At 30.2% G+C, this 15643-nt stretch carries 19 protein-coding genes; all 19 read left to right on the top strand.

What is annotated here, in order from left to right:
• On the top strand, positions 1 to 420 hold a 420-nt coding region (locus tag H8S20_RS06445; RefSeq protein ID WP_186859587.1), incomplete at its 5' end, for a Xaa-His dipeptidase.
• 2 nt (positions 421 to 422) lie between these two features.
• Positions 423 to 860, top strand: coding sequence for an endonuclease (locus H8S20_RS06440; protein ID WP_186859586.1), 438 nt, complete (start codon positions 423 to 425; stop codon positions 858 to 860).
• Positions 861 to 981: 121 nt separating this feature from the next.
• The gene (locus H8S20_RS06435) at positions 982 to 1452 is read left to right on the top strand and encodes a phage terminase small subunit P27 family (protein ID WP_186859585.1); all 471 of its coding nucleotides are present in this window, start codon (positions 982 to 984) and stop codon (positions 1450 to 1452) included.
• Between the two features lie 2 nt (positions 1453 to 1454).
• Positions 1455 to 3137 carry a terminase large subunit gene (locus tag H8S20_RS06430; protein ID WP_186859584.1) on the top strand — a complete coding sequence of 561 codons (1683 nt, stop codon included), beginning with the start codon at positions 1455 to 1457 and terminating at the stop codon, positions 3135 to 3137.
• Between the two features lie 4 nt (positions 3138 to 3141).
• A complete protein-coding gene (locus H8S20_RS06425) occupies positions 3142 to 3300 on the top strand; it encodes a hypothetical protein (protein WP_186859583.1) in 159 nt (52 codons plus the stop codon).
• 11 nt (positions 3301 to 3311) lie between these two features.
• Positions 3312 to 4541, top strand: a complete 1230-nt coding sequence (locus H8S20_RS06420; RefSeq protein ID WP_186859582.1) for a phage portal protein — start codon at positions 3312 to 3314, stop codon at positions 4539 to 4541.
• Positions 4513 to 5133 (top strand): HK97 family phage prohead protease, encoded by a 621-nt coding sequence (locus H8S20_RS06415; protein ID WP_186859581.1) that lies wholly within the window; start codon positions 4513 to 4515, stop codon positions 5131 to 5133. Before H8S20_RS06420 ends, H8S20_RS06415 begins: the two co-directional genes overlap by 29 nt.
• Positions 5134 to 5171: 38 nt before the next feature.
• Complete coding sequence (locus H8S20_RS06410) at positions 5172 to 6257, top strand: phage major capsid protein (RefSeq protein WP_186859580.1); 1086 nt, start codon at positions 5172 to 5174, stop codon at positions 6255 to 6257.
• Between the two features lie 72 nt (positions 6258 to 6329).
• The gene (locus H8S20_RS06405) at positions 6330 to 6656 is read left to right on the top strand and encodes a collagen-like triple helix repeat-containing protein (RefSeq protein WP_186859579.1); all 327 of its coding nucleotides are present in this window, start codon (positions 6330 to 6332) and stop codon (positions 6654 to 6656) included.
• A 67-nt stretch (positions 6657 to 6723) separates the two neighbouring features.
• The gene (locus tag H8S20_RS06400) at positions 6724 to 7005 is read left to right on the top strand and encodes a head-tail connector protein (RefSeq protein WP_186859578.1); all 282 of its coding nucleotides are present in this window, start codon (positions 6724 to 6726) and stop codon (positions 7003 to 7005) included.
• Positions 7006 to 7326 carry a phage head closure protein gene (locus H8S20_RS06395; protein ID WP_186859577.1) on the top strand — a complete coding sequence of 107 codons (321 nt, stop codon included), beginning with the start codon at positions 7006 to 7008 and terminating at the stop codon, positions 7324 to 7326.
• 1 nt (position 7327) lies between these two features.
• Positions 7328 to 7759 carry an HK97-gp10 family putative phage morphogenesis protein gene (locus H8S20_RS06390; RefSeq protein WP_186859576.1) on the top strand — a complete coding sequence of 144 codons (432 nt, stop codon included), beginning with the start codon at positions 7328 to 7330 and terminating at the stop codon, positions 7757 to 7759.
• A gap of 9 nt (positions 7760 to 7768) precedes the next feature.
• On the top strand, positions 7769 to 8113 hold the full coding sequence (locus H8S20_RS06385; protein WP_207725270.1) for a hypothetical protein: 345 nt from the start codon (positions 7769 to 7771) through the stop codon (positions 8111 to 8113).
• Positions 8114 to 8734, top strand: coding sequence for a major tail protein (locus tag H8S20_RS06380; RefSeq protein ID WP_186859575.1), 621 nt, complete (start codon positions 8114 to 8116; stop codon positions 8732 to 8734). It abuts the gene before it with no gap.
• A gap of 111 nt (positions 8735 to 8845) precedes the next feature.
• The gene (gene gpG / locus H8S20_RS06375) at positions 8846 to 9166 is read left to right on the top strand and encodes a phage tail assembly chaperone G (protein WP_186859574.1); all 321 of its coding nucleotides are present in this window, start codon (positions 8846 to 8848) and stop codon (positions 9164 to 9166) included.
• Positions 9167 to 9291: 125 nt separating this feature from the next.
• Entirely contained in the window at positions 9292 to 9420 is a 129-nt protein-coding gene (locus H8S20_RS20660) for a hypothetical protein (RefSeq protein WP_279288164.1), read from the top strand.
• Between the two features lie 11 nt (positions 9421 to 9431).
• Positions 9432 to 12230, top strand: coding sequence for a phage tail tape measure protein (locus tag H8S20_RS06370; protein WP_243177540.1), 2799 nt, complete (start codon positions 9432 to 9434; stop codon positions 12228 to 12230).
• Positions 12223 to 12933 (top strand): distal tail protein Dit, encoded by a 711-nt coding sequence (locus H8S20_RS06365; protein ID WP_186859573.1) that lies wholly within the window; start codon positions 12223 to 12225, stop codon positions 12931 to 12933. Before H8S20_RS06370 ends, H8S20_RS06365 begins: the two co-directional genes overlap by 8 nt.
• A 13-nt stretch (positions 12934 to 12946) precedes the next feature.
• Positions 12947 to 15499 (top strand): phage tail spike protein, encoded by a 2553-nt coding sequence (locus H8S20_RS06360; protein WP_186859572.1) that lies wholly within the window; start codon positions 12947 to 12949, stop codon positions 15497 to 15499.
• Positions 15500 to 15643 lie beyond the last annotated feature (144 nt).

The following is a 15643-nucleotide window of genomic DNA, read 5'->3' as shown; positions in this document are numbered from 1 at the left end:
CTTAAGGACGGTTGCAAGGATAAAGAAATCATAGAGTTTTTAGGGATATCAAGAAGTGCATGGAAGGCCAAAAAAAATAATAATTCCAAACTTAAGCAGGCAATAGATGAAGTTAAGGAGGCTAGAAATGAGCAAGTAGAAGATTCTTTATTTAAATGTTGCAAAGGCTATCACTATTATGAAGAAGTAGCTACTAAAGTTAAGGAAGAAGTTGAAGGCAAAAATGGAGCTGTATTGGTTAAAGAAGATGTAAAGATATCACTTGTAAAGAGATATAAAGGGCCAGATGTAACAGCAATAAGATATTGGTTGAATAATAGGAAGAAGGCACAATGGAAAGATGATCCTAATAAAGTAGAGAATGATAAAAAGGTATTGAAGCTTAAAGAAAAAGAGATAGAGAGCAAAGTTATTATTTAGTTATGTTATATAAACGCTGTAGTGGATGTGGTAAAAGGATACCTAGTAACATTGTTTGTGAATGTCAAGTGAACAATGCACGGAAAAGATATAAAGAGTATTACAAGAATAGAAGGTCTGATAGAGAGCAACAAGCTTTTTATAGAAGTAAAGAATGGTTAAGATGTAGGCAACTTAGAGTAACAACATTATTAGGAATAGATTGGTATGAGTATTATGTTAATAATAAACTTGTACAAGGATACACTTTGCATCATATAGAAGAGTTAAAGGAGTGCGAGGAGAGAGCTTTGGATACAAGTAATTTAATATACTTAACTCAAGCTAATCATATAAAAATTCATAAAGAATATGCTAAATCATTTAAAGATAAAAAAAGAATGCAAAATATATTATTTAAATGCCTAGAGAAAGCAAAAGATGAATTTGGGATAGGATAAATTAATACCGGGGGAGGTATTAAAGATATTTTTAGCTTTTAAAAAAATCCCGCATACTCTACCAGTAAAAAAAATATCCCAAAATGAAAATTTCAAGGCTCGGTTAGGAGGGGATTTTAAAATGGCAAGACCATGCAAAAGTATCGAAGGCCAAAGTAGACATAATTCAAAAGAAGAAATTGAAAAAAGAAAAGAAACAGAAAATAAATTAAAAGGACTAGCTGATAAAATAGAGTTTCCTCCAGAATATTTAACCGAGGATCAAAAGAAAATATATACTGAAATTTTTGAGGAATTAAAAGCAAGTCAGATTTTAAGTAATTTAGATATTTATATTTTATCATCGTGTAGTATAGCAATAGATAGGTTGCAATATATTGAAAAAATAATAAATAAAAATCCTAAAGCAATAATGAATAAAGAATTAATGAGTGCTAAGGATAAATACAATAAAGATTTTTATAGATGCTGTAATGAACTGTCATTATCACCTCAAAGTAGAGCTAAGTTTGGAAGCTTATCACTAAAAGCTAAAGATGAAAGTGAAGATGCTGTATTAAAAGCATTAAGTGATGATGAGGACGATGAATAGTAATGATTTTATTAGATAGAGCATTGAAATATTGCACTGATGTTATTGAAGGTAAAGAAATAACTACTGATGAAGTTAAATTACAATGCAAAATATTTCTTGATGATTATTATATTAATCAATATTTAGATGAATTTGAGTTTTGCTTTAGTGAGAAGAAGTTAAAAAAGATAAATAATCTATTAAAATTATTTAATTATGCTACAGGATTTATAGCTGGTAAACAAGCTTTAGAGGGATTGGAAGGTTTTCAATGCCTTTTTTTAGCGGCTATTTTTGGATGGAGATATAAAAATAATAAGAAAAAATTCAGATATAGGGATGTAGTTTTATTTATTCCTAGAAAAAATGCTAAGACATTTATAATTGCAGTAGTATTTTTACTTTTAATGCTAACAGAACAAGCATTTAGTGAGTTTTATTCTATTTGTATAGATAGAGATTTAGCTAAGGAAGTTAGAAAAGCTATGGCTCAACTAATTGAAGCTAGTCCAGCAATAAAAAAACATTTTTTTGTATCAGAAAGTGAAATAGGTATTATTAAGTGTAAATTAACTAATAGTTTTTATTATCCAAGAACAGCAAAAGCAAATAAGAATAATGCTATAAGACCAGCAGCAGTTTGTTGTGATGAGGTTGGAGCATTTACTGACAATAAAAATATACAAGCTATGAGAAAAGGACAATTATCAGTTCTTAATCCTATAATGCTAAAAATAACTACAGCATATGCGGAAAGTAATTCTATTATGCCAGAGGAATTAGAGTATGACAGGGCAGTTCTTGAAGGAACTATAGATAATAAAAGATTATTTTGTTTACTTTATTATTGCACTAGAGAAGAAGTATGGACTGATGAGGGATTATTTAAAGCAAATCCTTTAAGAGTTGAAGAAAATTACAATGAAATTAGAGCTGATAGAGAAACAGCTAAGATTAAGACAAGTGAACAGGAGGAGTTATTTACGAAGAATTTCAATATTTTCTTAGAAAGCAATGAGATAAATAAGTATATAAATATAGATTATTGGAAGAAATGTGGTAGAGAATATATTGACTTCAAAGATAAAGAGGTTGTTATTGGAGTTGATTTATCGGTCACTACTGATTTAACAGCAGTTTCTATAATGTATGTTGAAAATGGAAAAGTTTATTGTAAGTCACATGGTTTTTTACCAGAAGATAGTTTATCAGAGAGAAGAGAGAATATTAACTATAGAGATTATGCTCAAAAGGGATATTGTGATTTACATAAAGGAATGACTGTAAATTACACTAAGGTTGAAGAGTATATAAGAAGCATTGAAGAAAAATATGAGTGTACTATTAAAGCTATTGTAACAGATCCTATGAATGCTAAAGAACTTATGGAAAGATTATCAGAAGATTATGATGTTATTTTACTTAAGCAGACATATACAAATTTAAGTCCAGCAACTAAGGAGTTTAGAAAGAAAATATATGACAATGAAGTAAGGTATGAAGCTAATGAGTTATTAGATTGGAATATGAGAAATGCAATTACAACTAAGGGGAAATCTGATGATGAAATGTTAGCAAAAGAAGATAAAAATAAGCAAAGAATAGATATGGTTGCGGCTTTAATTTTTGCTTATACAGAGTTTGTTGTATTGGATGAGGGATATAGTGCAATAGATGCATTAGATAATGTAGATTGGGGGTAATTAGGTGAGAAAGTGGATAAAAAGTAATATAGTTGATATTTTAGTTAGTGCTTCGATAATTATTCTTCTAATAACAACATTATCATTAAATATTTATATTGGGTTATACTTGCTATCAGCAGTATTGTTTGTGCTAGCAATAATTATATCTAGATATAGATAGGAGGTGAGAAAATGTTTGAAAAGTTATTTGAAAAAAGGAATTATACAGGTGAGAATCCGTTTGATTGGACTTCTTTTGTAAAAGGTGAAGATGATGATTTTACAGGGAATGATAGTACATACTCTAAATGTATCAATCTTTTTTCTGAAAATATAGCAAAGTTACCTATAGTAACTAAGATTAAAAGTGAAAAGGGTGATATAGATGCCGATAACTTTTATCTTTATGAATTATTAAGATTAAGGCCTAACCCATCTATGAATGCATTTGAATGTATAAAAGCACTTGTAGCCATGACTAAACATTATGGAAGTGCTGGATTATATATAGATAGACAAAATGGAACTATTAGGGGGCTTTATCCAGTAAGGATTAATCAATTTACAGTGGATAATGCTGGACTTATAAAATCTACGAAGAGAAATAAAGTTTTAGTTGATTTTACATGTGAAGATGTAAGTGGAAGTTGTTTTGAAAAAGATATTATTATCTTGAGAGATAATTCTATTAATGGCATTAACTTTAGAAAAACTAGAACATATATAAGAGATAGCATTGATACCAATATTAAAGCTCAAAAGTATCAAGCACAATTATTTAGTAATGGACTAACTAATAAGATAGTGGTTCAGTTAACATCCGATATAAAGGATGAGAAAGAACTTAAGAAGACTCAAAAAAAATTTGATAAAATGTATTCAAATAATGGGAGAGTTTTCACTGTCCCTGCTGGATATAATGTATCAGCTATGAATTTATCATTAGCTGATAGTCAATTTGCTGAACTAAAGGTTATAGGGAAACAAGATATTACGAGTGCAATTGGAGTTCCTTATTCATTAATAGAAAAAGGATCACTAACAGAAGAAGAAACAATTGCATTTTTAAGTAATGCTATTATTCCAATAATAACTGCACTAGAGCAAGAAATGGATTGGAAGTTATTGACCTCAACTGATAGAAAGAATGGTTACAAGATAAGATTTAATGTTAATGCTATGCTTAGGACAAGTCCAGAAAAGCAAAGTATTATATTAGATAGATATGTTAAAGATGGTATTTATACAATTAATGATGCTAAACGAATCTTAGGAGTACCACTTGTTGATGGTGGAGATATAGTAACTTTACCTAGTGGACAAGTTACACTTGAAAATCTTATTGCTGGCAAAGCTACTTGGCAAAAAGAATCTATTACGAAAGGGGGTGATAATGGTGAAAACGGAGAGAATCAAGATTAACACTACTTTTGAAGTTAGAAGTGTTGGAGAAGGCGAAGAAAAGCAAACTCATTTACAAGGCTATGCATTAACTTTTGATAGTTTAAGTGAAGATTTAGGCTATTTTAGAGAAATAATCAGAAAAGGGGCTTTAGATAACTGTAAAATGGATAATGTGGTCCTAAACATTAACCATGATATGGATAAACCATTAGCTAGAAGTAATAAAGGTAATGGGATTGGAACATTAACATTAACAGTTGATGAAAAAGGGCTTTTCTTTGATGCAATACCAACTGATACCTCTTATAGTAGAGATTTAATTTCTAATATGTCAGCTGGAATAATTGATAAATGTAGTTTTGCATTTATGTTAGATTGGCAAGATGATGAAGCACAAACTTGGGATTGGGACACAAATAACAGAGGATATGATTTAAGAACTATAAATAAAATTAAAGAAATATTTGATGTATCTATTGTTACTAATCCAGCTTATGAAAGTACAAGTTGTACAAGTTATAAAAGAGCAAAAGAACAATTAAATAATCAAATTAATTCTGATGATGAATTAGAATTAATTAAAATTGAGTTAGAACTAGATGAGATTTAGTTCTTTTTTTATAAAAAAATGAAAGTGAGGATTTAAAAATGAACTTAGAAGAATTAAGACAACAAATAGAAGCTAAAAAAATAGAGGTAAGAGGATTTATTTTAGCAAAGGAGCCTGAAAGTGCTAAAAAAGCAAATGAAGAGCTTAGACAACTTAAAGAAACTTTAAAAATAGCAGAAGAATTAGAGGAAGAAGAAAGAAGAAGTTTGGAAAGCCAAAGAGGTTTATCTAAAAGGGGATCTATAGGTGAAGTGAATGAAATGAGAGCTATAGTAAAAAGTGTAATGGGAGAGGAATTAACACCAGAGGAAAGAGCAAATATTAAAACAACAGATAATGCAGCAGTAGTTCCAAAAGAGTTTATAAATAAATTGCAAGAGATTAAAAAAGGATTTGGTTCTTTAAAGGAGTATTGCGATGTTATTCCAGTAACCAAGAATTCAGGTACTATACCAGTGGTAGATTTAGATCAAAATACATTACCAGATGTTACTGAAGGAGATAATATAACTGATGGTACTTTAGTAACTACTGAATTAACATTTTCATGCAAAAAAGTAGGGTTAATTCAATCTTTAACTTCCGAATTAGTAGAAGATGCTGAGATAGAAATAGAAGGATTAGTAAATAAAAACTTTGCAGAAATAGCAGTAGCTACAGAAAATGCTAGAATATTAAAAATTTTAAAGGACAATGCAACACAAGTAGAAGAAGTTACAGATTATTCAGATATTCAAATGGTTATAGATAAATCAGTACCAGCCGTTAAGAATGGATTAGTTACTTTTACTAATACTGATGGATATGCTTATTTAAAGAATTTAAGAGATACTCAAAATAGACCATTGAATTTAGTAACTGAAGTTAATGGGAAATACTATTTCAATAGTAAAGAGCTAGTTGTGGTTGATGATACATTATTAACAGCAACACCAAGCAAAAAAATATTTATTGTTGCTAATCCTAAAGAGGCAGTAAAGTTTATTGAAAGAAAAGGAGTTACAATTGCAAGAAGTACAGAAGCTGGGTTTAGGGATGATACAGTAAAATTAAGAATTTTAGAAAGACTTGATGTAATTAAAGGTGCTACTAGATCAATAAAAAAAATAGAAGTTACGCCCTAGTCAAGCCCTAGAAACTGCTAGGGTTGGCACAGGCAAAGTAGGAAAAGTTAAAGTAGGAAGGGGTTAGATGAAATGGCTTATTCAAAGCATACATGGACTGATGATGAAATAATAACAAAAGAAAAGTTAAACAATATAGAAGAAGGAATTGCAAATATAGAACTTACTCCAGGGCCACAAGGGGCAACAGGAGAAAGAGGTCCTGCAGGGGCAACTGGGCCTAAAGGAGATAGAGGAGAAACAGGACCACAAGGGCCAAAAGGTGCAGATGCAGTGATTAATAAGTTAGATAAAGTAGATGCATTAACAGCAGAATCTGCGAGTACACAAGATATAGCAACAGCTTTTAATAATTTGATTGCAGATTTAAAAGCAAAAGGGTATATGAATATTAGTTAATATTAAAGTACATGACAAAAGAAAGGGCATATGCCCCTTTCTTTATTTTTATAGAAAGGGTGATTATATGACTTTAAATGATGTAAAGACTTACTTAAGAATTGATTATGATGAGGAAGATGATTTTTTATCTGAATTACTCATAGTTAGCGAAGAATATATTAACTCATGCGTTGGAACTGGATATAAAAGTGATGAAAAAGCTATAAAACTAGCTGATTTATTACAGAAAAAATTTATATATGATATGTATGAGAAAAGGGGTACTGAAATAGCTAATAATACAAAGAAAGATACTATAGTTACTACTATACTAGATAAATTAAGTAATTATAGTGTGGAGGAATAAATGGATAGTAGAATTAGCATTAAAAAGAAGGATAAAGTTATAGTAGATGGAAGATGGGTAGAATCATTTGTAGATTATTATAATTGCTGGTGTACTCCAATGGAGCTATATGGTAAGGAACTATATGAAGCTCAAAATATAAAATATGAAAATGTATTAGCTTTTAAGGTAAGGTATTGCAATAAAATTAAAACTATGAGAACTACAGATAAAAATAAATTCATCATAATCTATGATGGAGTTGAATATCAAGTTTATCAAGTTGATTTTAAATCAAACTCAAAAGATTATGTTTATATTAAGGCTAAGATGGTTATTTAGTATGATTATAAAGTTTGAGGGGTTAGATGAACTAATAAAAGAAGTAGAAAAAATTGCAAATAGAAGTGAAATTGAAAAGGTAAATTCCAAAATATTAAGAGAATGTGGGAAAAAGGCACAAAGTACAGTTAAAACAAAGATGCCTAAAAGCAAAAATCCTATGCTTAGTGGGAGAAAGGGAAGTAGAACAGGAAAACATTCGGCAGATAATGTTCCATTGAGTGGAGTAAAAAATAAAAATGGATATCAAAGCATAATTGTAGGGTGGGATAAATCAGATACTTCACCTTATTTTTATGTGAAATTTACTGAATGGGGTACTTCAAAAATGAAGCCACTTGCTTATATGGAAAAAACAAAGCAAGAATTAACAAATTATTTTAGTGAAGTAGCACAAAAGGAATATGAAAGTTTAATTTCAAAATTAAAGTGAGGTGGGATAGTGGATATCATAGCAATTGTAGCAAAAGCCTTAGAAAGTATATCGTTAAAAGGAATTACAGTTGTACAAGGGTGGTATGATGAAAATATTAATGATACTCATATTACTTTCTGTGAATTAAGTGATAGAAGTAATAATATTTCTGATGATCTAGAGGAAGATATTGCTCATACCATTCAAATAGACATTTGGAGTAAAAAAGATGAATGGAAATTGAAAAAAGAAGTGAAAAAATTAATGTTAAATAATGATTTTGGTTATATTGATGGAGCTGATTTCTTTGAAACAGAGGATAAAATATATCATAAAGCATTAAGATTTAGTTATTTAGAGGAGGTATGTTAGATGTCAGAAACTATAGTTAGAAGTAGATTATGTGGTTTGAAAGATATATATATTGCAGAAGTGACCGCAAATAACGGAACAACATATACAACAAAAACACCAGTAAAGTTAGCAAGAGCTTTAAGTGCAAAAGTAAGTGATAAATTCACTACTGAAAAAGTATATAGCGATGATAATGTCGAGGACATAGTTGAGCAATATGAAGGTACTGAAATAGATTTCTCTGTAAATACTTTAGCACCGCAAGATTATGCTGCACTTTATGAGAATTTATATAAAAATGGATTTTTATTGAAAGCAGCAGGAGATGGAGCGAAAGAAATTGCAATTGGTTGGAGAGCTAAGAAGCGAAATGGTAAGTATGAGTTTACATGGTACTATTGTGGAAAGCTTGAAAGACCAGAAATGAATTATGAAACTCAAGAAGACAAAACTAAAACTCAAACAGCTAGTTTAAAAGGGGCTTTTTATGCAAGACAAAAGGAAGATACGATAGAGGATAAAAAGAAAAATTTATATGCCATACAAGTAGATGAAAGTAATTTGATAGAAGGGAATACAACAGCTAAAGCAGCAATAGTAGACTGGTTTTCTGAAGTTCAAGAATATAGTACTCCCTAGTCAATCCCTAGATAAAGCTAGGGTAGGCAAAGCGAAAGTTGGGAAGTCAAGGATTTAAAGAGTGAGAGTTAATCTTACTCTTTTTATATTTAATTTGTAGGTAGGTGTAGTATGAAAATTAAATTAGAAATAATAAATAATGGAGAAGTTGAAGTAAAAGAGTTTTCTACTATTAGGATGAGGGGAAGAGCATTAAAAAGAATGCTTGAAATTTCAGATGTAATGGAGAAAGCAGAAGAAGCTGGAGTGTTTACACAAGAGCACTATGATTTAATGTGCGAGTTTATATGTGAAATGTATGGGAATAAATTTTCGGTAGATGATTTATTAGATGGAATGTATCTAGAAGAAATATATCCAACATTTATGGATTTAAACACAGAAATTGGAAATAAAACTATGAAGAAAATGGAGAATTTAATAAAAAAATAAATGGCGGAGGCGAAATTAAAGAAGCTTCCGCCTTTGATGATTATGATAAAGAGAATGGATATCTAGATGAAGAAGTAGAAAGTACTAAATATGTAGATATATTATTTTATATATTCAGATATGCTATGAAAGTTCATAAAATGAGTTATTTAGAGTGTATGAACATGGATATAGTAGATTATATTGATTATTTAGAATTTGACATTGTTAGAAATCCAATAGAACACGATACTACAGGAGATATTCAAATGTAGGAGGGGGATAGATGGCAGGGGCAAATATTAAGATTGGAGCTTCAAGTAGTGAGTTTCAAAAGCAAATGAAAGAAGTTACAAAACAATTAAAGTTAGTTAGTTCAGAATGTGGAGTAGCAACTGAAAAGGCTAAATTATTTGGGAGCACTCAAGAAAAGTTAAGCTCTATACAAAAAGAACTTACAGGAAAAATTCAAGCTCAAAATCAGATGATAAAATTATACAACGATAGAATAGTTGGAATAAATGGAGAAATTGAAAAACAGAAAAATAAACAAGCTGAATTAACTTCTAAAATTGAAGAAGCTAATAAAAAGTATAAGGAATCAGTAGAGGCTACTGGTAAAAATAGTGAGGAAAGTAAAAAGCTTAAGCAAGAGCTTCAAGGATTAAAAGAAGAATATGCAAAAAATGAAAGAGCAATAGATAGTAGCAATAGTAAACTTGTTGATGCAACTATAAAAATGAACAATACTGAAAAATCATTGCTTAATAATCAGAAAGCACTTCAAGAAATAACTAAAGAAATAAATAATACTAACCTTGATAAACTTTCAGAAGGATTAGATAAAGTTTCTGATGCTAGTGGGAAAATGAGCGATAAATTAAAACCAGTAAGTACTGCTATCACAGGAGCATTTACAGCAAGTGCAGCTGCCAGTATAACATTTGAAGATAGTATGGCTAAAGTTATGACTATTGCAGATGAATCAGTAATGAGTTACGACGATATGAAGAAAGCTATAGTTGATTTATCAAATCAAACAGGAATTTCAGCAAATGAAATAGCTAATAATGTTTATGATGCAATTTCAGCAGGACAAAGTACTGCTGATGCTGTTAATTTTGTGAGTAATTCTACAAAACTAGCTAAGGCAGGGTTTGCAGAAGCAGGACAATCTCTAGATATTTTAACTACAGCTATGAATTCTTATGAAATGGAGTCTTCAGAAGTTAATAAAGTATCTGATATTCTTATACAAACTCAAAATAAAGGTAAGGTTACTGTTGGAGAGTTATCACAAAGCATGGGGAAATTAATACCTACAGCAAAGAGTACAGGAATCAATCTTGAGCAAGTCTCAACTGGATATGCTCTTATGACTTCAAAGGGTATTAAATCAGCAGAAGCGACAACATATATGAACTCCATGTTTAATGAACTAAGTAAATCAGGAACAAAGTCTAGTGATATATTAAAAAAATTAACAGGGCAATCATTCCAAGAGATGATAGCGAGCGGTAAAAGTGTAGGAGATATACTTGCAATAATGAGTGATAATGCAACAGTTAATGGTCAGTCATTAGCAGATATGTTTGGATCAAGTGAAGCTGCTAAAGCAGCAATGATTTTGGCTACAGATTCAGGGAATGCATTCAATTCAGTATTGAAAGAGATGGAACAAAGTGTTGGAGCTACAGATAAAGCTTTTGAAACTATTGACAATACAACTGGAAATAAGTTTAAAAAGTCTTTAAATGAAGTGAAAAATAGTGCTATCTCAATGGGAGATATATTAGCACCAGTAACATCTAAGTTAGCAGAAGGATTTAGTAAAGCAACAAAGGTTTTAAGTGGATTAAGTACAGAACAGTTAACTATGATAGCTTCAATTGGAGGAGGAATAGTTACTGCAAATTTAGCATTAGGAGCATTTAGCAAACTAACAAAAGGGTTAAGTAAAACTGTGGAAGCTTATAAAAACATGAAGGAATTTGGTGGAAAAGCAATAGATATAGTTAAGAACTTTGGGACTAAAGCAATGGATGGAGCAAAGGCAGCAGGACACTTAGCTTCTAATCTTGGTAAAAGTGCTGTAGAGTTTGGTAAAACTGCTGTACAAGCTGGAATAAGTGCAGTTAAATTTGTAGCTCATAAAGCCGCAACTATTGCAAGTGCAATAGCAACTACTACTATGAGTGCTGCACAAGCAGCATTAAACTTTGTTATGAGTTTAAATCCTATAACATTAATAATAATAGGAATTACAGCATTAGTTGCAGCTATAGTTTTGCTTTGGAACAAGTGTGAATGGTTTAGGAATTTATGCATGGGAATGTTTGAAGCTTTAAAATCAGCATGGAATTTAATGATAGAGTTCTTTAAAAGTATATGGCAATCTTTTGTTTTAAAATGGAATTCAGCAGTAGAAGGTATTAAAAATATTTGGAATAGTGTATGTAATTTCTTTAAGACTATATGGGAATCTATAGTTAACTCTATAAAGTCAGTTTGGGAAGGTTTTAAAAATATATTCTCTTCAATAGGAAACTCGATATCATCAATATGGAGTGGATTGACCAATACAATATCTTCAGTATGGAACAATGTAGTTTCAGGAGTTAAAAATGCATGGAATGGTATAATATCACCATTTCAGAATGTAGTAAATTCTATTAAAAATATATGGAATAGTATTAGATCTATGTTTAAATTACCTCATTTTAGCATAACAGGAAAGTTTAGCTTAGTACCACCTTCAATACCTAAAGTATCTGTAGATTGGTATTACAAAGGTGGAATTTTTAAATCGCCAACGGTATTGGGTGGTATTGGAGTAGGAGATGCATTTAATGGGCAAGGCTCTAATGCAGAAGCTATAGTTCCACTTGATGAAATGTATAGAAACATTAAAGGGATAGTTAATAGTAGTTCAGATCGTGACATAATAATACATTTGACTAATATAACTGAATTAGATAGCGAAGTAATAAGCAAAAAAACAACTACTAAAGTAATTAAGGGCATAGGAAAGGAAAAGAGTTCAAGAAAAATTATAAATGGAGGAGGTAGATTAAAATTTGTATAATAGATTTTATGTTGTATTTAACAATGAAGCATCTATAGATATAGGAGTTAAAGTTGTTAGTAGGCCAGAAATACCATCTCCACAAGCAATTTTAAAGGAGTATTCTATACCAGGTAAATATGGTGAGGAATATGAGTTAGAAGGTTATGAAGATATAGAAATATCGATAGATTTTAATTTTGTTGATAAAGAAAATATCCATGAGAGATTTAGAAAGTGTAAAAAGTGGATAAATAATATTGAAGATAATAAATTAGTTTTTAGTGATAATAGCGAAATATTTTATAGAGTTAATTATGCCAAGATAACTTCCAATGAAAGAATTATGAAGAGTTTAGGTAGATTTACAGTTACTTTCAATTGTGAACCATTTGCTTATGAAATGGAAGGCCAAGAGGAAATATTAATAAATGATGCAGCTATAATATATAATGCAGGAGATTTAGAAAGTAAGCCTATAATAAAAATACAAGGCGAAGGACTTGTAACCATAAAAATAAATGAGGATACTATAAAGGCTAATATAGGGCAAGAAATTATTATAGATAGTTATTTGGGATTAAGTTATAAAACAGATAAAACACCTCAAAATAATAATATTAAAGGCAGACATCCAAGACTTAAATTAGGAGAAAATACTATAAGTTATTCAGGTGGAAGAGTTGATAGTTTTATTATAATACCAAACTGGACTATTTATTAAGAGGAGGAATTAGATGATTGAAATTTATAACAAATCGAATAGTAATTTTGATTTTAATGGAGATATGATATTAAAACCTTCTCTTTGTGATCTTGAAGTAGAGCTTAATGGAATTATAGAAGTTACATTAGAACATCCTTATGATAAAGAGGGGCGATGGAAGTATATTGTTGAAGATAATATACTTAGAGTTCCATATCCTTGGAAGGAAGAAGGACAATTATTTTATATATATGATAAAGAAAAAGGTATGACTGGCGTAACGTGTAAGGCTAGACATATCTTTTTTGATTTAGCCAGTGAAATATTGATAGATTGTAGACCAATCAATGCTACTGGGCAAGAAGCCTTAAATAAAATATTAGAGGGGACTGGCTTTACAGGACATTCAAATATAATAACAAGAAACTCTGCTTATTACATTAGAAAACATATAGCAAATGAAGCTCTTATTTCAGATGATGAGAACTCATTTATAAATAGATGGGGTGGAGAACTTGATGTAGATAACTTTCATGTATACATGAATGAAAGAACTGGTGGGGAGTATGGGGTTACATTTAGATATGGTCAAGATTTAATAGATTTAAAAGAAAATTCTAATATTGATGGCATCATCACAAGAATACTACCAGTTGGATTTAATGGAATAACAATTCCAGAACATTATGTTGATTCACCGCTTATAAATAAGTACAGAAAAGTAAAGGCTGATGTAATTAAATTTGACCATATTAAAGTTAAAGAAAGTCCAGAAGATGAAGAAGGATATAATACATTAGAAGAAGCCCAAGAAGCTTTGAGAGAAGCTTGTAAGAATATGTTTGATGAAGGTATTGATAAACTACTATATCAAATAGAGGTAGAAGTAGCTAAGTTAGAAAATACACTAAAATATAAAGATTACAAGAATCTTTTAGAAGTTGGCTTAGGAGATACTGTAGGGGTTGAACATTTAGATATAGGAATAAATATTAAAACTAGAGTTATTAAGTTTGTGTATGACTGTATATCAGAGAAATTTAAAAATATAACTTTAGGGAATTATATTGAAAACTATATAGATACTCAAAATAACACAGACAATATTTTAAATAGAATATTAAACAATGATGGTACAGTAAATGCTATTGAAGTAGCAGGAGTATTAAATGCTATTAATGTAAAAATGCGAGCTATGAAGGATATAGCACAAAAGCAAGATGTTAGAGCATTACTCTGTGAGGACCTAGATCCTGAAAGTCCAACTTATGGTGCTATGTGTTATGGAACTATGGGGTTTATGATAGCAAGCGAAAGAACTCCAGATGGACGAGATTGGGATTGGAGAACATTTGGAACTGGTAAAGGATTCTTTGCAGATTTAATTGTAGCAGGAACAATGTTAGCTGATAGAATACGTGGAGGAGTATTAGAGAGCATTGATGGTAGTATACAGATAGATTTAAGCGACACATCTAGCGGTATTCAATTTAAACAGAATGGTAAGAAAGCTATAGATATAGTTGGAAGAATTATAAAGTTTTTTGATTGGGATGGAGAAGGCAATCCTGTAGGACAAATGTATTCTACTAGACTAAATGGGAATGCAGATGTAACAGGAATTGTTTTAGCTAATACTCAAAATAGTTACGTATCTATAGCATATGAGTTAGATGGTCAATTTTATCCATATATACGTTTTGATAAAAGCAATGTAGATCAGACTACTACAGTTCCGATTACTATATTTACAGGAGTAGATTTTAGAGGTGACCAAATTTGGTTTGGAAAAGATATCAATAGCATATATAAATCTAAAGGTAATGATTTAGTAGCATCTGTATTAAATAACTTTATAGTATTAGATAGAGAAACATCTAAACATGTAGCGTCATTTAGAAATAGAAGATGTTATTTTGCGTCAAATGATAATGTTTATTTTGATGCTACTCCAGAGAAATTTGCTTTTTTCAAAGATGGCCAAGCTTATTTCTTTAAAGAGGCAAGTTCGGAGAGAATATGGAGTATGTATGATTTTATGGTAGATAAAAGATTACATTGCAATGGAGATTTTACCGTAAGTGGAACAAAAAACTGTATTCAATCAACTGAAAATTATGGAGATAGATTATTTTATAGTGTAGAAGATTGTGAAAACTACTTAACAGATAGAAGCATGGAAGTTTTCACAGTTGAGAAGATAGAGAAAAGAGAAAGTTCTACTAATATATTTAAGAGGATATTTAAGGTATCTGAATCTAAAGAATATAGCTATGAAAGAGTTATATTGCTAGATAGTATATTCAAAGAAGCAGTCAGAACAGATAATGACTATACTGTAGAAATCTTTAAACAAGGTTGGGGAGATTATAGAATTAAAGAACAAACTAAAGATTATTTTATCGTAGAAGCTGATAGGGAGGACTTCACATTTAAATATGTTGTTACAGCTAAAAGACGCGGGTTTGAAGCTAAGAGACTAGAAGAGTTCTTTAAACCTGAAAACTATACTGATTTAAAAGATATATCTAATAAATCAATAGAAGAGCTTGGGGAGGTAGTTTGTGAACACGAAGATAATTAAATTAGATATAAATAGAAGATTATACGATAAGATCGTAGCGAAGCAAGATGATACTAAAAGTAGATTCTTGCTTTTTCAATTGCTCGATGGAGCTGTACCATTTAATTTAACTGATAGAAGTGTAAGAGTATATGGAGTTAAACC

Origin of the sequence: Clostridium hominis (assembly GCF_014287825.1) — a bacterium.
Classification (GTDB): Bacteria; Bacillota; Clostridia; order Clostridiales; family Clostridiaceae; genus Clostridium; species Clostridium hominis.
This window is presented reverse-complemented; position numbering and strand designations above follow the sequence as displayed.